The sequence below is a fragment of the Gemmatimonadota bacterium genome, assembly GCA_021295815.1.
Classification (GTDB): Bacteria; Gemmatimonadota; Gemmatimonadetes; order Longimicrobiales; family Gaopeijiaceae; genus JAGWBQ01.
Map to the genome: position 1 here is coordinate 83296 of JAGWBQ010000003.1, position 18187 is coordinate 101482.

Below are 18187 nucleotides of genomic sequence, written 5' to 3' on the forward strand. Positions count from 1 at the left end.
GTCGTGCTCGGAGCGGACGCCGCTGCCGTTCGGCCGTCCGACATTCTCAGTACAGCAGGTAATCTTGGATCCTGGCTCTGAATTCCGAAATCCCACCGTCCCAGCTTCCCGTGATCTCGTCGAGGTCGGATCCCGCCTCTACGCCGAGACGGAGCGAATCGGTGCCAGCCAGACGGTCGAAATGTCCCTCTCGCCAGCTCCAGTCGTCTCCCGAAAGCGCGCGAGCTTCGATCAGAGCCGCCACCGCCGCTCTCGGAGCGTCGAACTCGGCTTCGATCGCCACGAAACGTACGCCCCCGAGCTCAGTCCCGTCGAACTTGCCGTCACCCGGTGCGCCCGGCGTGAAGCGGACCGCCTCGAAACGCACTCCGGCGATTCCGTATGCGTTGAGCCGCTCCGCCAGCTCCCGGCCGTCGAGCCAGGGGGCGCCGATCACCTGGAACGCCGACTCCGTACCCCGCCCGACCGAGAGCGGAGTCCCCTCGAAGAGACAGGTGCCGGAGTAGGCGAGCGCACTCTCCTCGCTGGGCATGTTGGGCGAAGGCGCCGTCCAGGACAGGCCGGTCTCGGAGTAGGTCATCTCCCTCCGCCAGCCTTGCAGAGGCACGACCGAGAGCTCCACTTCGATCCCGAACTCCCCCACGTAGGCTCGGGCGAGCTCGCCGGCGGTCATGCCGTGGCGCATAGGCACAGGGTACATGCCGACGAAGCTCTCGAAACCGGAGGAGAGGATGTTGCCCTGCATAGCGGCCCCGACCGGATTCGGGCGGTCGAGCACGACGAAGGGTATCCCGAGCTCGCCGGCGGCCTCCATGGCCAGCGCCATGGTGTAGACGTAGGTGTAGTAACGGGCACCTACATCCTGCATGTCGAAGAGAAGGACATCGAGGCCGCTCAGCGACTCGGGGGTCGGACGGCGGACCGCGCCGTAGAGCGAGTAGACCGGAATTCCGGTTCGGACGTCCACGCCGTCCTGCACGCCGACCCCTGCTTCGGCGTCGCCGCGAAGACCGTGCTCCGGGCCGAAGAGGGCGGCCAGCTCCACTCCCGGCGCCCCGTGAAGGACGTCGACGGTCGAGATCAGTTCGGTCTCTCCTGCGGCGGGTCCGGCCGGCCCTACGATCCCGGTGTGATTGGTGATCAACCCGACCCGCTTACCGGCGACGAGGTGGAGCGAGTCGACGAGCAGCCGCTCGGCGCCGACATGAACGCGATCCCCAGCAAGCGGTGGACAAAGCCTCCCACGGCAGCGCGACCCTTCATCCGCGCCGGCTGCCGCCGAACCGCCACCCCCCGTTCGAGAACCGTCGCCGGGCACGACCAACACCACCGCGAACAGGGCGATCACCGCGAGAGCGAAGATCGCCCCCAGCGAAAGGTTGCGCAGTTGGGGCGGAGGAGCGCTCGTCATGCCGTCGTCGCGCCGCCCGATCCGGCTAGCCGCCGGTCGCCGTACGCTCGACGTGAGCCCGGAAGAGGCGCGATAGCTTGCGCGTCACCTCGCCCGTCATGCCGTCGCCTACCATTTTGCCGTCCACCTCGGTGCAAGGGCGGATCTCGCCGGTGGTCCCCGTGAAGAAGAGCTCGTCGGCAAGTTCGATCTCCTCGACAGCGATCGGGCGCTCGGAGCATGGGACGCCGGCCTCGCTCGCCAACTCCAGAACCAAACGGCGGGTAACGCCGGGGAGGATGTTGGCGGTGAGCGGATGCGTGACCGCCGTTCCGTCGAACACACCCCAGAAATTCTGGTGCGCGCCCTCGATGGCGATGCCGTCGCGGACGAGAAGGGCGTCGTCGGCGCCGAGATCCAGAGCCCGCTGGAAGGCGAGCACGTTGGGGAGCAGCGAGACCGTCTTGATATCGACCCGACCCCAGCGCAGATCGGGAACGGTCACCGCCGAAAAGCCCTGCTCCCAGCGGTCCGCTTCGGGCCGATCCCAGGCCTTCGCATAGCCGAAGACCGTGGGTTCGACGGGCTCCGGGGGAAAGAAGTGCGTCCGGGGCGCCGCGCCGCGGGTCACTTGGAGGTAGACCAGCGCGGTGGGAGCGTCGGCGATCCCGTTGCGGCGAACTAGCTCCCCGGGCACGCCTGCGAGCCTGGAGACATCGTAGGGAATACGCATCCATTCGATGCCTGAGGCCAAGCGGTCGAGGTGCTCGCGCAGCGCAAAGGGCGAGCCGTCGTAGAAGGGAGCGACCTCGTAGACGCCGTCGGAGAGCAGGAAGCCTCGGTCCTCGGGTGAGATGCGCGCTTCGCTTCTAGGCAGAAACTCGCCGTTGAGGAAGAAGACAGGTTCTTTCATCCGCTCCCGGCGTCACCGTCGAGACGGTCGAACTGAGAGATGAGTTCGGCCTCGCTCAACGCGTTCTGGGCCGGCCCCTGGGCGCCGGTCGAATCCTGGCCATCGTTCGAGGCCGACGCGTCGCCGGCGCCGCTTCCCAGCGGGATCGCACTGGCCGACTCCGCATCGGCGGCAGCAGCGTCTCCGGCTCCCAACTGCTTCCGTTCGGCGGTCCCCTCGGGCAGCAAGCCCATCTTGGACTTGAGCGCGAGCAGACGATCCTCGGTGCCGGCGTCGGCGGAGCCGGCCTCGAGCCGCACGAACTCGGTCTCGAGCGTATCGCCTGTGATGGCCTCGGTGACCTCCGCCTGCGCGACCGCCTGTCGCTCCTCCTCCTCGATCTTGTCGGCCATGCGGTTGAAGGCCTCGAACGCCGAGGTGTTGGAGAGGCCGGACATGGTCTGGTGGATCCGCTTCTGGGCCTGAGCTCGCTTCTGCTTGGCGATGAGAAGGTTTCGCTTGCGCTTCGCCTCCTCGATCTTCTCGTTGAGAGCCCTGAGCGAATTCTTCAGGTTCTCGGTCTCCGCAGCCTGCGCCCTCCAGGTCCGATCCAGCATCTGGTGACGCTCGGCGTGCTCCTGCTGGCGGACCAGCGCCTGCCTCGCCATGTCGTCCCGACCTTTGCGGATCGCGAGCTCGGCTCTGTGCTGCCATTCCCGGACCGCCTTGACCTCGGCGTCGAGCTGGCCCTTTAGCTTGCGTTCGTCGGCGATGGCGGACGCGACTTCGCGCTTCGCCTTGGCCAACTGGTCGCGCATGTCCAGGATGATCTGGTTGAGCATCTTCTCGGGGTCTTCCGACTTCGAGATGATGTCGTTGACGTTGGACTTGATCAGCGTCGAGAGGCGTGAAAAGATGCCCATGCTCAGCTTTCCTCCTCTTTGTTGCTCGAGACCCCCGCGAGCCTCCGGATGGTGTGCTCGTGAGACGACGCTGCCAGTTCCATGGACTCGATCGAGGCCTGGAGCTCGTGGAAGTCGAGGGTCTCGAGTTCGTGCGTGTCGCTGAGTATCAGTTCGTCTCCCTCGATGGCGTAGGCACCGTGCACGACCTCGCTGGCGTTGAGCTCGAGCAGGGTCCGGTAGAGGGCCTTCTCCGCAGCGAGAGAGTCGGGTAGGTCGATGAGCTTCATGCGGATGAGTAGGATGGTGTCGTCGTAGTGAAGCACGACGGGGAGGCCGCTCGTGCCCGACCGTACGAGACAGATGCCTTCTTCCACCTCCTCGTAGTCGAGATCCATTCGGATCAGGAAGCTCTCGAGATCGTCGTAGGTTACCATGCGTTCGGTTCTCCGGTGAGGTTGCCTTTTGCGCGTGTGCGCACCGGTCTCCGCACTTTGGCGGGCCAAGGGCCACTTCGCTACCCCCGCGTTCGCGGTTTCGTTTCCGGGTTCGAGTGCCGGGAGGGCGACGTTGAGCGGTGAGCAGGATAGGGACCGTCGCGGAAGCGTCATCATTCGAGTCTCGCACACGCATCTAGCCGTTCTGGAACCAGGATCCACGGGGAAAACCTACCGAACCGAAGTCTGAAAGAGCGCTATTCGTCCCTCGTCTCACCTAGCCGGTGCGCTGCATCGGCGCCCGTGCGGGTTTCGCCGCCGTCGGCCAGCAACGGCCTCAAGTGCTCCCCGGTCAGCGAGTCGGGGTTCCGGGCAAGATCTTCGGGCGTGCCCTCGGCCACGACCAGGCCGCCCTCGGCTCCGCCTTCGGGACCGAGGTCGATGATCCAGTCGGCGGTCTTGATCACATGGAGGTTGTGCTCGATCACGATTACGGTGTTGCCGAGATCCACTAGGCGGTGCAGCACCTTGAGCAGGACGCGAACGTCCTCGAAGTGGAGGCCGGTGGTGGGTTCGTCGAGAATGTAGATAGTGCGACCGGTGGCCTGGCGGGAAAGTTCGGTGGCGAGCTTCACCCGCTGGGCCTCGCCTCCCGAGAGGGTCGTCGCCGCCTGCCCGAGGGTGATGTAGCCGAGGCCGACGTCGTTGAGGGTCTTGAGTCGGGAACGGATGCGCGGCACGGCGTCGAAAAGCTCGAGGGCTTCCGCGACGCTCAAGGCCAGCACGTCGGCGATGCTCCGGCCCCGGTAGCGAATGTCGAGCGTCTCGCGGTTGTAGCGCTTGCCCCGGCAGGTTTCGCAGAGCACGTAGACATCGGGCAGGAAGTGCATCTCGACTTTCTTGAGGCCGTCCCCCTTGCACAGCTCGCAACGACCGCCCTTCACGTTGAACGAGAAGCGTCCAGGTCCGTAGCCGCGCATGTTGGCTTCCGGCAGACTGGCGAAGAGCTCGCGCACGGGCGTGAAAAGCCCGGTGTAGGTGGCTGGGTTGGAACGCGGAGTGCGCCCGATGGGTGCCTGGTTGACCTCGATAACCTTGTCCAGAAGACCGAGACCGTCGATGCGGTCGTGCGCGGCGGCCACCGCTCGGCTTCGATGGAGGCTGCGGGCGAGCGAGCGGTAGAGGGTCTCGTTCACCAGGGTCGACTTGCCGGATCCGCTCACCCCGGTGACGCAGGTGAACACGCCCAGCGGAAAGGTCACGTCGATGTCGCGGAGGTTGTTGCCACGCGCTCCCACCACCACGAGCTCGTTCCGCGGGTCCGCGAAACGCCTGGTCTCTCGACGTTCGATGTTTCGGTCGCCGCGCAGATAGGCGCCGGTCATGGAGCGCTCCTCCTTCAGCACCGCCTCGATCGGCCCGTTCGCGACTACCTCGCCCCCGTGCCTGCCCGCCCCCGGCCCCATGTCCACCACGTGGTCGGCGGCGAGGATCGTACCTTCGTCGTGCTCGACCACGATAACGGTGTTGCCCATGTCCCGCAGCGTGCGCAGCGTCGCGAGCAAGCGATGGTTGTCGCGCTGATGCAACCCGATGGACGGCTCGTCGAGGATGTAGAGAATACCGACCAGTCTGCTCCCGATCTGAGTCGCGAGCCGGATCCGCTGCGCCTCACCTCCCGAAAGGGTGCCTGCGGACCGACCGAGCGTGAGGTAGCCCAGCCCGACATCTTCCAGAAATTGCAGGCGATCGGCTACCTCCTTGATGATGGGGCGGGCTATCGCGACCGGAAGCGCCCCGTTTCCTTCAAGCGGAAGCGAAGCGATGTAGCCCGTCAGTCGGTTGATAGGCATCCGTGCCAACTCACCTAGGGACATGCCACCCACGGTCACCGCCCGCGACGCCGGTTTTAGCCGGCTGCCGTCGCAGGTCGCGCAGGTGCGCGTGGTCATGAACTCCCTGATCTGGCCCTGCACGGCCTGCGATTCGGTTTCGCGGAAGCGTCGGTTCAGGTTGGGGATGACTCCTTCCCAAGGCCTTTCGAAATGTCCTGCGAAGCTTCCGGACTGCGAGCGATACGGAAACCTGACCGATCGTTCGCCCGATCCCCAAAGCAGAATCTCTCGAACCTTCTCGGGCAATTCCCCCCAAGCGGCGTCGGGATCGAAGTCGTAAAGCTCGGCCAGACCGGGCAGAGCGGAGCGTCGAATGTGGCTCGAAGCTTCGCCCCAGGGCAGTATCGCCCCCTCCAGCACGCTGAGGGAAGGGTCGCCGACGACGAGCTCGGGGCTGACCTCGGCTCGCGTGCCGAGTCCTCCGCAGCTCTCGCAAGCGCCGTAGGGCGAGTTGAACGAGAAGTGGCGCGGCTCGAGCTCGTCGAGATCGGATCCACAGTCGATGCAGGCGTACCGCTCGCTGTAGGTCGTCGCGTCCCCGGGCTCCCCGATCCTGGGGTGCTCCACCACCTCGATCAGGCCGTTTCCGTGGCGCAGCGCCATTTCCACCGAGTCGGCGATCCGCTCCCTGTCCTGAGCGCGAGCCACGAGGCGGTCCACGACCACCGAAATGTCGTGCTGCTGGTGGCGGTTCAGACGCGGCGGGCTCGTGAGATCGTAGGTCTTCCCGTCGACGCGTACTCTGACGAATCCGTCCCTCCGGGTGCGTTCGAAGAGCGCGGCGAATTCACCTTTGCGGCCGCGCACGAGCGGTGCGAGGAGCTCGATGCGGGTGCCTTCCTCGATCTGGAGCAGACGATCCACGATCTGGGTCGCCGACTGACGCTCCACGGCCTTGCCGCACTCCGGACAGTGGAGGATGCCCACCCGCGCCCAGAGCAGACGCAGATAGTCGTATATCTCGGTTACGGTGCCGACCGTCGAGCGCGGGTTGCGGCTCACGGTCTTCTGCTCGATGGAGATGGCGGGCGAGAGCCCCTCGATGGCGTCCACGTCGGGTTTCTCCATCACACCCAGAAACTGTCTGGCGTAGGCGGAGAGAGATTCCACGTAACGGCGCTGCCCCTCCGCGTAGATGGTGTCGAAGGCCAGCGAGGACTTGCCCGAGCCCGAAAGGCCGGTGATCACCACTAGGCTGTCGCGGGGGAGCGTGATGTCGACATCCTTCAGATTGTGTTCGCGGGCGCCGCGCACGACGAGTTCCTCCCGGAAGCTCCGGCCCGTTCCCGACGTCACCATCCTATCTCCTTGAAGAGAAAGACGCCGACTATCTGTTGCGGCGCTATCCCCAGCCCGCCGAGAGTGCCGATGCCTCCGAGCCCTCCGGATCCTCCCCTGAGGTAGCGATCCGCGACGAAGGTCTCCACCCAGTACTCGTCGCCGAAGCCCCAGTCGACCCTGACGCCGCCGAAGAAGCCGCCCACTCCGGTTTGCTGGGCGAGGGGACGCAGCACGAGTACGGCGAAGGCGTCCTGCCCGATGTACTGTCCGATCTCCACCTCCGTGGTGGCGAGGGGGGAAGCGAGCCCGGCGAGGGTGTAGTCGCCGGCCTGGGTTATGGAGAGATAGTCCACGCCGATCTCCTGGGCCAGAGCAGTACCCAACTGCGAGGCGGCGGCTCCGGAGATGAGCGTGGCCAAGGCTCCGGTGGTCGCCTGGGAAAGCGGGTTCTGCGAGGCAAGACCCGAAACCGGCCTGCCCAGCAGGAGGTAGCCGATCAGGTCCGCCTGATCAAGTCCGGCTTCGTCGGAAGTCAGACTCACCTCGGGAGCGGTCAGGGTTCCTTCCACCGTCGCGGTCATCTGGAGCGGCTCGCCTTCGCGCCTGCGGATGCGGCTGACGGCGGTGACATCGAGGTTCGGATTCACGCCGGGAATGCCGGTGAAACTGACCGAGCCGCCGGATACCTCGAAGGAGCGCTGCAACAGCGAGTAGTTGCCCCGCAGCGCCTCGAGCTCGCCCACAAGCACGATGTCGCCCTGCCGGCGATCATAGCTCACCGAGAGTTCGCCCCCCATTTCAACGCTCATTTCGGGGGAGCGCAGCCACAGGTCGCGGGGAACCTCGAGGTCGATCTCCGTGCGCAAGTTGGCGAGGAAGGGATTGCTGAGACCGCGGAGGAAGGGTTGCGCGGCGAGGAACGTCGTGTCGGTGCCGAAGAGGCGCGGATCGGAGAGATCGATCACGTACGCAGTTCGCTCGAACTCCTCGGTGAAGAGCGTACCGCGGTCGACGATGACCGCTCCCTGCGCGACCGGACGCAGGTACCGGCCGCCCAGGCCGATCTCGCCGGTGATCACGGCCTCCATGTCGGCCCGCGACACGGCGAGGAACTCGTCGAACATGAAGTTCACGTCGAGCGCCGGGTTGGCGACCGAGGAGAAATCGACGGTCCCTTCCGCGACAAGCTCGCCGCCTCGGGTCGCGAGCCTGAGATCGACGCTCCCGTCGCGGTTGAGACCGAGCACGCCGTCGGTGGGGGGAGGTCGGATGCCCAAGGCCGGCAGAGACCACTCGAAATCCGTGATTTCGAGCTCCCCGTCGGGGCGGAGGACGTCGAGGTTTCCACCCAGCCGGGCCGAGCCGGAAATGACGCCGCTCACCCCTTCCAGATCGCGAAGAGCGGCGAGCGCGGAGGCCGCAGGCAACGAATCGAGCTCGAAGGCCATGTCCATGAGGCCGTCAGGGGTCCTGTCCGCCACGCGGGTCAGTCCCAGGTCCACCGGCATCGGTCCCTGGGCTCTCAGCACTTCGCGCTCTCCCACCATGCCGGAGAGCTTGACCCGGGCGCTCAGCTCCTGGTACGATGCGCTTCCGGTCAGACTCGACAGCTCGAAGTCCTCGAAACGGGGTTCGACTATGATCCAGTCGGCCTCGATGCGGGGTGCGTTCGAAGGTCCAACAACGGCCGCCGTCAGCGTCACGTTCCCGGACGCCGGCCAGTCACCGAACCCGCCCAGCTCCCCGATGTGCGCGAGTTCGACCCCTTCGACGACGACGTCGAACTTGGTGATGCCCACCCGGGCCAGGGTACCGCTGGCGGTGACGAACTTCCCCGACGCTCCCCTTCTTTCGAGCCTGAGATCGTTGAAGGACAAGGCCTGCGAGCCCCACGACACCTGGGCGGGGCGGGCCAGTTCGTAGAGGACGGTGTCGGCGGCTATACCTAGCTCGGTTACCCCTATCTCCACGCCTTCGTCCTCGATAGTGAACTCGGACGCCAGGGCGAGTGCGCCGGTCGAACCCCGACGCAGGTCCACGCGGGCTTTGCCGACGCCTCTTTCGGAGACACCGCTCACGGAGGCCGTCTCCACCCGGCGGCCGTAAAGGCGCAGACCGCCGGCCTCGGCGTCGAGGGTCCAGGTGTTGTCGAACTCCGGGAGTCCGCGCACTGTGGTCCTGAGCGTCAGCGAATCGACCTCTTCCCTCCTGTAGGCCATTTCGGCAAGCCCCAGGTCGAGTTCGAGGTCGAAGTCCTCGAGCGACCCGCGCAGAGCGACTCTTCCTCGGAGCCTTCCGTCGAGCCGGACGTCGACGGCTTCGGGCAGCGCCTCCACATCGACTTCGGTGATGGCGAGAAGCGTCCTCTGGAGGGAGGTGAGCGTATCCTTGACGGGTCCGACCGGCCCGATCACGAGCTCGCGCAGACCCGCCACCGACTCCGCCCGGGCGTCGAAGCGGATCTCCCCTCTCGAAGGCGAGTTCAGTCCGATGCGCCCGGAACCGGCAATCGAGACGCCCCCCACCCGCGTGATCATCGTGGCGAGGTTCAGAAAACCTCCCTCCACCGACAACTGAGCGGCCAGAGTGTCCACGGTCAGCGGCCCGGTGCGTAAGGAGCTTGCGGATACCGAGGCGCTAAGGTATCCCGCGTTCAGATCCCGCCCGCGTCCCTCCACGTCGGCTCTCATGTTGATCGATGTGGGTTCCGGGAGTTCGGGGAAGAGACTCGAGACCGGGAGGGAATCGGCCTGGAGACCGAAGCGGTAGAAGGCGCCAGGCTCCCTGATGTCCGCGACGCCGCTCACCGCCAGTCGACCTCCGTCTATCTCCAGGTCGGCGTCGATGCCTGCGTCGCGAGCCCGCCCGGAGATCGAGACCGCTCCCGACGCGTAGGCGCTCCCCACCTCGCCCTCCAGCCCAAGAGCTCCGAGCGGAAGCGAGTCGAGCGCCGTCAAAGCCTCGATCTCGAACTCGGAGAGCTCTCCCTGGCGAATCTCTCCTCTGACCGAGATCGGGGACACGCGACCCTCCCACCCGTTCGTCAGGTCGAGATCGAAGGTGAGGCCGCTCGTCAATCCGCCGTCCAGACGCGCTTCGAGCCGGTTCCGACCCCTGAGCGGAAAATCCGCCCTGCTCCGTCCCAGCAACGTGACCTCCTCCCGCGAGAACGGCTGGACCCGCACCACGAGCTCGCGGGCCCGCAGCTCCTCTCCGTCCGTTCCTCTCTCCCCGAGGTCGATCCACCCTCGGACAGTGGCCGAGATCGTTTCCGGCGTGGGCGAGAACGTGCCGGCCGCTGGGTCGGGCTCCGTATCTTCGTCGCCGGCGGAGGTCACGGTCGGAGGACCGTCGGGGCGCGGCGGGAGCATCGGACTCGCCACCTCCTCCGGGTGTAGGGCCAGAACCCCGCTTACGGCCAGATTCCGGCCCTCTCCGTCGAGAATCGCGTCCCCCGAGAGGCGGACGTTCTCCGGCATGACGACCTTGAACCATCTCTCGACCAGGGAGGAGGGCGCGGATTCGACCGTCACCTCCACCGAGTCGTAGCGGTCGCCCTCGCGGTCGATCAGCAGTCCGCCCTCGAGCCGTGCCGTGCCGCCCCGTTCTTCGACGACGATCGGTGAGAAGTCGAGAAGGATCGCCCGGTCGGTGGCGAGCCCGATTTCGCCGTTGATGCTCGTGCCTGCCAACCGCGGCTCGATGACCGTGAAATCGTCCCCCGACGCCGCTCCGACGGTGACGAATCTCGAGGTGAAGGTCCAAGGTCGGCCAGTGTCTTGCGTGTCGGGCGGCTCCACCCTCGCCTCCTGGAACGCCAGAGTCGATTCCGCCAGGCTGAGGGAGCCCTGGGTGATCACGACCCCCTCCCCACCGGTGTAGGTAAGGTGGCCGCTCAGATCGTGAACCCGCACCCCGCCGCCGTTCAGCTCGAGGTCGGCCGAGAGCGACGCTACCGTTGCGACGAACTCCGCCCGGGAGTCCTCGGGCCAGAGCGTCACATCCTCCAGGTCGAGGTCGATCCCGGAAATGGGCAGCTCCGATACGGACCCTGAGCCGTCGGAAGCGGGGATGTTGCCGAGCAGTTGGTCGTCTCCACCGCCGACCGGGACCGCAATGTCGAGAAAACTGTCTCGGATGGAGACCTTCTCGATCCGCAACGGCGACCGTTCGGCCCGGTCGGTATCCGGAGCGAGATCGTCTTCACCCGGTGCGGTCGCGGATCCCTCGGGAGCGAAAAGCCTGTCGACGTTGGTCGCGGCCTCGGAGGGCAGACGGGCGATCTTCCCGTCGAGCCCCCAGATCGCGACCTCGTCCACGCTGAGACCGCCAACCAAAAGCGACGCCAGGGAGCTCCCGAGCGCGATGGAGTCGGCGGTGAAGATCGGCTGGCCGTCCTCGTCCATCAGACCGACTCCCTTGAGCCGCATCTGCTTGAAGATGTCTCCCTCGGCGAGCGAGTCGACAATGATCTCGCCTGCAAGCGATTCGCCGACTCGGGTGATGGCTTCCTCGAGTATAAGACGACTCGCAAGGCCGCCGCGGGCGAATACCAGCAAGGCCGACGATAGCGCCAGCAGCCCGAGCCACGGCCACGGCCGGCTCCAATGCCACCAGCGCCGCTTCCTGGCCGCGCTCCGGTCCCCATCCTCTCCCGCCGAGGTGGCGTTCGGTCCGGTCTCTGGATCGTCTCGGCGTCGGGTCACGACAACTCCACTCAGAAGGCCTGGCCGATCGAGACGTGGAGGCGCAGTCGGTCGACGGACAATCCCGGCGCTTCGCCCCAGCCCCGTTCAGCCTTGAGCCGAGCGAGGGTCGAACTCTGCACCCAGGGCACGGGCCGACCGTCGACCACGAGCCTGGACTCCGGATCTTCCCCGTCCAAGTAAGGCAGGATGAGAGGAACCACCACCGGAAGCTCCTCGCCCGCGCGAAAGTGGTAGCCTAGATCGAGTCGCAGCGGTCCGATGGGGCTCGCGTAGCGCACTCCCAGCCCGGGAGCGACCTCGACCTCGGAGAGAGACACGCCGGCCGGGTTGTTCCAGACCTGGCCCACGTCGGCGAAGAGCACGCCCTCGAACAGATTCGAGAGTCCGATCCGGGTCTCCAGGTTGGCTTCGAAAACCCAGTCGCCCCCGGTGGGCCGGGCCAGGAAGACGGAGGCGTCCGCCCTATCGGGATCGCAGGTCAGGGCGGCAAGCTCTTCGGGGTCGCATCCTCCGGGCCCCAGCAGGCCGGCGGCCTCGGGCACGTAGAGCACGCGCGGACCGAGTCCGCCCTGTTCAAATCCCCTCACCGAGCTCGCCCCACCGGAATAGAATCGCTTGGTGGGATGGAGCGACAGACCACCCTCTCGGACGCTCTTCCCGTCAGCCCCGACCCAGCCTCCCCGCAAGCGGGTGGCGAGCACGAGGCGAGACGCGGGCTGGGAATACCAGACGCCCTCGCCCAGAACGCGCTGGTAGGTGAAATCGGATCCCGTCCACGACGAGGCATACTCATAGTCGAGTCGAACGACGTATCCGGCGGTAGGATTCAGAATGCCGGTCACCAGACTGCGGTTCAACCGAACCGTTACCGGAGCCAGACGATGGCGATCAGCCAGAATGGAGATGTCGTTCGGATCGCAGACCAGCAGGCTCGCGCACAGGAGCGCATCGGCCGCGCTCAGGCTGGAGAGCTCGAGGCCGTAGGCCGCCGTCACCGTGGTCTGGGTGTTCAATGGACGGGTGACGGCTGCGGAGGCGCCGATGGCTTCGCGCACGAAGATGTCGGGCACGGAGTTCCGTTCGGCGAAGAAAGTGGCCGAAAAGGAGTTTCGGGTGGAAAAAACCCAAGGCTGACTGAATTCGAGCGAAGCCAGCCAGTTGAGAGCCGCGAATTCCTCTTCTCCACTCTGCGGACAGGCCAGGTTGTGAAGTTGGGACGCGAGCACGTTCGACACCCTCGTCCTTACGCTCAGGCGCCGACCGGCGCCCAGAAAGTTCCTCGCCGTCCACCGCGTCTCGGCATCCAGGCACTCGGCGCTGTTCAGTCCGGCTCCGTATCGGAACCGGTAGGCGTCGGACTCGGATATCCTGATCTCCAGCGGCATCACGGAATCGGCGAGAAGGATCGCGGTGGAGTCGGCGAGCAGGTCCGCCCGGCGCACGATCTCCAGACCGAAGAGCCGGGTGCGGGCGTTGCGCAGCTCCTCGCGGCTGTAAAGGTCGCCTGCGGCGATGCGGGCGGTGTATAGGATCGTCGTCCGGTCGAGGGAGGAGTTGCCGGTCACAGTGATTTCGCCGTAGCGCACCAGAGGGCCGAGCGAGACATCCAAGGTGACCTCGGCGGCGTAAGGAGCGCCCGCCGGAACAAAGGTCTGTCGAAGCACGCGGGCATGGGCGTAGCCGCGATCGGCCAGGCGAGCTTCCAGCGAATCCCTGAGAATCTGGAGATCGACGATCGAGAGCGCCTTGCCGGGAACCGGTGCGCCTCCGGCCGGAACCGCGTCGGAGAGCGAGTCCGGGAGGCCCGCAATCTCGAAGGAAGCGAGCAGGACCGGCCTGCCCTCGTCGATAGTGAAGGTCACATCGACCGAACCGTCCTCGCGTTCGACCGTGGAGAAACCGACACTCGCCTCCTGAAAACCTCGCTGATGGTACCAGGCTCGCAGCCGGGCGGCGTCCACCACGAGAGAGCGCTCGCGAAGGAGCGCCGTGTTCGTAGCGAAATCCGCGCCTGCCCAGCAGAATGGAGTGAGCAGGAAGGTGACGCACTCCGAAGACCTCGTCTGAACGATCCTCCTCAGCGAGTCGACCGGAAAGGTGAGATCGCCCGTGAACTCCACCCTGTGGATCTGCGGCGTCGGAATCTGAGCCGCCGCCCCGCCCCCGCCTGCCAGAGCGACTGCGGCCAGAAGGCCGAAGAGCAGACGCCGCGCCTTGCCCGCGAGAAAGGAACGCTTGCCCTCGCTGCGCGAGAAGCGGGTGACGGCGAGCGCAGGACCGTTCAGGTCTAGGAGGTTGACGGTATTGACGCCTTCTTCGGGAGCGCGCCAACGGGAGGAGGTAGCCGTGCCTGCATGGATCAGGAGGAAGGACCCCGACCTCGATACGACCCTGTCCGCGTGCGAGACGTGCTGGTGACCGGCCAGCACCACGTCTACCCCCATCCCGGCGATCCTTTCGATGGCGTCTTCGGCGTTGGGCAGCGGAGAGCTTGCCTTTCCATGAATACGTCGGAGGCAGTGGTGGATGACGAGGATGCGGCGCTCCCCGGGCTCAGCCCCGTCGAAAGCCGTGCGGGCGTAGTTCAGATCTTCGCTCCGCAGCCGTCCGTTCACTATGCCGCGGTGGGGTGAAGCGGTGTTCAGGCCGACGACGAGAGCCCGCCCGGGCAGATGGCATGCGCTTCTTCGCTCGCCTATGTGACGATCCCACTTTCGCCACGGCCACAGCAGCCGTTCCCAGAACCGATAGAGCGCGACGTCGTGGTTTCCGGCCACGCATATCGCAGGCGCTCCGATCTCGGTCAGAAGAGCCTCCGCGATCTCGTATTCGCGCTTTTTCGCCCTCTGGGTCAGATCGCCCGAAACGACTACGAGATCGGGCGCGAGTTCCCGTATGAGCGCGAGAAAGGCTTCGCCTGCGGTGCGCAGGAAGGGTCGGCCGATCTGGAGATCCGAAGCGTGGAGGACCCGCAGCTCCGGGAGCGGATCCGGGGGCAAGTCAGGCCGCCTTCCCGGCCTTTGCTCTCCTGAGGGCGCGCAGGCCGACAAAGGCTGTCGCGATCATGGCCAGGCTGAAGAGCTGCGCCAGAGTCAGAATGCCGAAGAAACGGTCGTCCTTGGCTCGCAGGAACTCCACGAGGAAACGCTCGGCTCCCGCCAGAGCCATCCAGATGAAGAAGAGGGATCCCGCAGGACCCCCGCCCAGACGAAGTTTCCAGAGGAACAGGAAGATCAGGGTGCTGAGGCCGACCTCGTAGAGCTGCGTGGGATGCACCGGGAGCACTTCCCCGTAGCGCTCGACCAGCGCGGGATCCACCTCGATCCCGAAAGCCTCGATGTTGGCGACGGTGGTCGCCGGGGCGCCGTTGGGAAAGGCGATGCCCAGCCAGGAATCCGTGGGCCGGCCCCAGTCGTCCCCTACCAGAAAACAGCCTATGCGACCTATTCCGTACGCGAGAGCGAGGGACGGAGCGATGGCGTCCGCCGTTGCCGGGAGCGGCAGCCGACGGCGGCGTATCTCCCAGAGCACCAATGCGGTGCCACCGATCAGCCCGCCGTACCAGACCAGACCGCCGCGACCGAAGAGCATGCCCGTCGGGTCGGCCGTCAGCCGGTCGAAATTGAGGAAAACGTAGTAGAGCTTGGCGCCGACGATTCCGCCGACCACGGCCATGAAGACGAAATCCCAGGCACGGTCCGGGTCCTGGCCGATGCGGCGCAGCTCGGTCCGGACCACGTAGCCGGCGGCAAGGAAGGCAAGGAACATGCAGACGCCGAAGGAGGTCACGGGACTGCCGCCGAGAATGGGCACCCACTGCGGAATGTCGAAGATTACCGGGTACATTTGCGCCTGAGTTGTGGTCGGTCCACCGTTGTGCCGATCAGTTCGCCGCCGCCGCGGTACCGTGCCGGAAGGTGCGACGGTCGTGTCCGGCGTTGGAGATACTGGCCAGTCCGGGGAAAGCTAGCGAGGCGGAGGCGTCCGTGTCCCACGGGCTGGCCCCGTCACGGGCGTACCGGAAGCGGGCGGTCCTGGCGATCATGGCTCCGTTGTCGAGCGAGAGCCGGGGGCTGGCGAAGTGGAGGGAGCCGTGTGGCCGGAGTCGTCGCATCAGCTCCGCCCGCAGCGCCTTGTTCGCTGCCACGCCGCCACCGACCAGCACCCGCCGGCACCCGGTCCGCGCAACCGCTCGCATCACCTTGGTGGCGAGAACGTCCACGGCCGCCGCCTGAAAGGAGGCCGCCAAGTCTGCGGAACGGGGAGTCGGATCTCCGATCTTCTCCACAAGCACCGCCACCGCCGTCTTGAGGCCGGAGAACGAGAAGTCGAAGTAGGCAGGGTCCCCGGGTTGCCCGGCACGGCCCTTCACCATAGGCCGAGGGAGCTGGAAATGGGGCTCCCCCGCAGCCGCCGCCCTTTCGATCTCGGGTCCGCCCGGATAGCCCATCCCCAGAAGCTTGGCCACCTTGTCGAAAGCCTCCCCCACCGCGTCGTCGCGGGTCTCCCCCAGGAGCGTGTACTCGCCCCAGGCGCCCGCATGGAGGAGGAGAGTGTGCCCGCCCGACACCAGGAGCCCGACGAAGGGCGGGCAGGCGTCGGGGTCTTCGAGGGATGCGGCGAATAGGTGCGCCTCCATGTGATGGCAGGCCACGAAGGGGCGACGGTACCCGAAGGCGGCGGCCTTGGTCCACGATACTCCGACCAGCAGGGAGCCGATGAGCCCGGGGCCGGCGGTCACGCTCCAGAGATCTATCTCGTTCCCCCGCACCCCGGCCTGGCGGAGGGCGGCGTCGGCCACGGCATCGATGGAACGCAGGTGAGCCCGGGCGGCGAGCTCGGGTACCACCCCGCCGTAGACCTCGTGCTCGTCCTGAGAGAGCACGACGTGGCCGAGAATCCGGTCGTCAGCGTCGATCACCGCGGCCGAAGTCTCGTCGCACGAGCTCTCCATGCCGAAGATCAGCGAGGGCAGGTCGGCCACGCCTGCGGTCACTCCGCCGGTTCCGCAGTCATCCCGTGGATGTCAGAGCCCAGAGCAGCACCGCGATCACGAGGGCGGCGATCTTGAGATGCCAATTGCGCTTCAACCCAGCCGGCGCCTCCTTTAACATCCGACCGACCTCGTCGACGCCCCCGAATTTGCCGAGATTGGTCAGCTTGGAAACCAGAGTCGTCTTACCTGTCGACAAGGTCAACCTCCCAGCAGGCGTTGAACGAGTTCGCGATTGACCTGCGAGTCCCAGTGGGTTCCGCCCGCGATCTTCTTGTATATGATTCCGTCGCGTCCGATGAGGAAGGTCTCGGGTACGCCGGTCGTCCGGTAAACCCTCTGCACCCGCCCCTCGGGGTCGTGGAGAATCGGGAAGGTGAGGCCGTGCTCATCGGCGAACAGATCGAGTTTGCCGCCCGGACGGCCTGCGGCGTCAGCCTCGCCGTAGGGCGCGTCGACGCTCACCGCGAGTATCTCGAAGCCGTCGTCGGCGAATTCCTCGTAAAGCCGTTGCATGGAAGGCATCTCTTCCAGACAGGGCGGACACCAGGTGGCCCATACGTTGACCAGAATCACCTCGCCGCGATGCTCGAACACGGAACGCCGGCCTCCTTCGAGGTCAAAAGCGGAAAAGTCCGGCGCTTCAAAGCCCACGACCACCGGTTCCGCGTTGTCCCGCAGCACCCAGGCCGCGGTGATCAGAGCGGCCAAGGCCACAACTCCCCAGAGGTAGGGCGAGCGGGTCCACCCACGCTTCACGGTGTTCGCTCCGTCGTTCGGGTCGGCACCCCCTCGCGCCGGCTCCAACCGACTGCCAGCCGCACCTCGTCTCCCTTGGCGACCGGAACGCCCTCTTCCGGTGTCTGCTCGATCACCAGCCCGCTTTGGAAGCCGAAGCGGAAGACCTCCCGCACCTCCCCCAGCACCAGGTTCAGCGAGTCGAGCAGCTCCTCCGCTTCTTCCAGATTCAAGCCGACGATTTCCGGCATCGGGAAGGGTAGCGGTCCGGAGCTGACCACCATGACCACCGTATCGGGAAGACTCAGTTCGGTTCCGACCTCGGGAACGGTCTCCACCACCTGGCCGCGTGGGAGATCGGAGGCGACGGTGTCGAACACCAGTCCGAAGCCGGTTCCGGTGACCAGCACCTCGGCCATCCGGCCCGAGAGGCCGGTCACGTCGGGCACGAACCGGGTCAGCGGACCTCGGCTCACGGTGAGGCTCACCGAATCGCCCAGGCTGGCCACCTGACCGGGGAGCGGAGATTGTCCGAATACGACCTCGTCGGGAATCTTCGGATGATTCAGGGAATCGACTTCCCTGAGGATGAGGCCGACCCCGGAGAGCATTGAGGTCGCCGCGGTGAGATCCATGCCGGCAAGACTGGGTACGGCGAAGAACCCCGTGGGCGGCGGGGCGGCCGGGTAGATCAAACGGGTGGCGACGAGGTAGCCGACCGCCAGGCTCGCGATCGCACCGAGGGCCAGCTTGCCCAGGTAGCCGAACAGACTTGGAGATGAGCCGGAGCGGGTGGATGGACGCGAGCGCCGGCCGGAGGCTGTACGGGCCCGGGATTTGGGCTTGGACGCGGCGGCCTTGGGCGTCTGGGCGGACGGTTTCCTCTTGCCGCCGGACCGTTTCTTCGGCTTGCCGGGGCGGCGGCGCGCGATCGAGTCTCCTAGCTTCAC

At 66.3% G+C, this 18187-nt stretch carries 12 protein-coding genes; all 12 read right to left on the reverse strand.

Annotation, left to right across the window (positions count from 1 at the left end):
• Positions 1 to 46: 46 nt before the first annotated feature.
• Complete coding sequence (locus J4G12_01975) at positions 47 to 1411, reverse strand: DUF1343 domain-containing protein (protein MCE2454570.1); 1365 nt, start codon at positions 1409 to 1411, stop codon at positions 47 to 49.
• A gap of 25 nt (positions 1412 to 1436) precedes the next feature.
• Positions 1437 to 2303, reverse strand: coding sequence for a D-amino acid aminotransferase (locus tag J4G12_01980; protein ID MCE2454571.1), 867 nt, complete (start codon positions 2301 to 2303; stop codon positions 1437 to 1439).
• Positions 2300 to 3205 (reverse strand): PspA/IM30 family protein, encoded by a 906-nt coding sequence (locus tag J4G12_01985; GenBank protein ID MCE2454572.1) that lies wholly within the window; start codon positions 3203 to 3205, stop codon positions 2300 to 2302. The genes J4G12_01980 and J4G12_01985 overlap by 4 nt, the downstream gene beginning before the upstream one ends.
• Before the next feature lie 2 nt (positions 3206 to 3207).
• Positions 3208 to 3621 carry a CesT family type III secretion system chaperone gene (locus J4G12_01990; protein ID MCE2454573.1) on the reverse strand — a complete coding sequence of 138 codons (414 nt, stop codon included), beginning with the start codon at positions 3619 to 3621 and terminating at the stop codon, positions 3208 to 3210.
• A gap of 257 nt (positions 3622 to 3878) precedes the next feature.
• Positions 3879 to 6815 carry an excinuclease ABC subunit UvrA gene (gene uvrA, locus J4G12_01995; GenBank protein ID MCE2454574.1) on the reverse strand — a complete coding sequence of 979 codons (2937 nt, stop codon included), beginning with the start codon at positions 6813 to 6815 and terminating at the stop codon, positions 3879 to 3881.
• Positions 6809 to 11503 carry a translocation/assembly module TamB gene (locus tag J4G12_02000; protein MCE2454575.1) on the reverse strand — a complete coding sequence of 1565 codons (4695 nt, stop codon included), beginning with the start codon at positions 11501 to 11503 and terminating at the stop codon, positions 6809 to 6811. Before J4G12_02000 ends, uvrA begins: the two co-directional genes overlap by 7 nt.
• Before the next feature lie 11 nt (positions 11504 to 11514).
• A complete protein-coding gene (locus J4G12_02005) occupies positions 11515 to 14505 on the reverse strand; it encodes a BamA/TamA family outer membrane protein (protein ID MCE2454576.1) in 2991 nt (996 codons plus the stop codon).
• 1 nt (position 14506) lies between these two features.
• Entirely contained in the window at positions 14507 to 15352 is an 846-nt protein-coding gene (locus tag J4G12_02010; GenBank protein ID MCE2454577.1) for a prolipoprotein diacylglyceryl transferase, read from the reverse strand.
• A 37-nt stretch (positions 15353 to 15389) separates the two neighbouring features.
• Positions 15390 to 16502 (reverse strand): tRNA (adenosine(37)-N6)-threonylcarbamoyltransferase complex transferase subunit TsaD, encoded by a 1113-nt coding sequence (gene tsaD / locus J4G12_02015; protein MCE2454578.1) that lies wholly within the window; start codon positions 16500 to 16502, stop codon positions 15390 to 15392.
• A gap of 16 nt (positions 16503 to 16518) precedes the next feature.
• Entirely contained in the window at positions 16519 to 16698 is a 180-nt protein-coding gene (locus tag J4G12_02020) for a hypothetical protein (GenBank protein ID MCE2454579.1), read from the reverse strand.
• Positions 16699 to 16700: 2 nt separating this feature from the next.
• Complete coding sequence (locus J4G12_02025; GenBank protein ID MCE2454580.1) at positions 16701 to 17258, reverse strand: TlpA family protein disulfide reductase; 558 nt, start codon at positions 17256 to 17258, stop codon at positions 16701 to 16703.
• The gene (locus tag J4G12_02030; protein ID MCE2454581.1) at positions 17255 to 18187 is read right to left on the reverse strand and encodes a PASTA domain-containing protein; all 933 of its coding nucleotides are present in this window, start codon (positions 18185 to 18187) and stop codon (positions 17255 to 17257) included. Before J4G12_02030 ends, J4G12_02025 begins: the two co-directional genes overlap by 4 nt.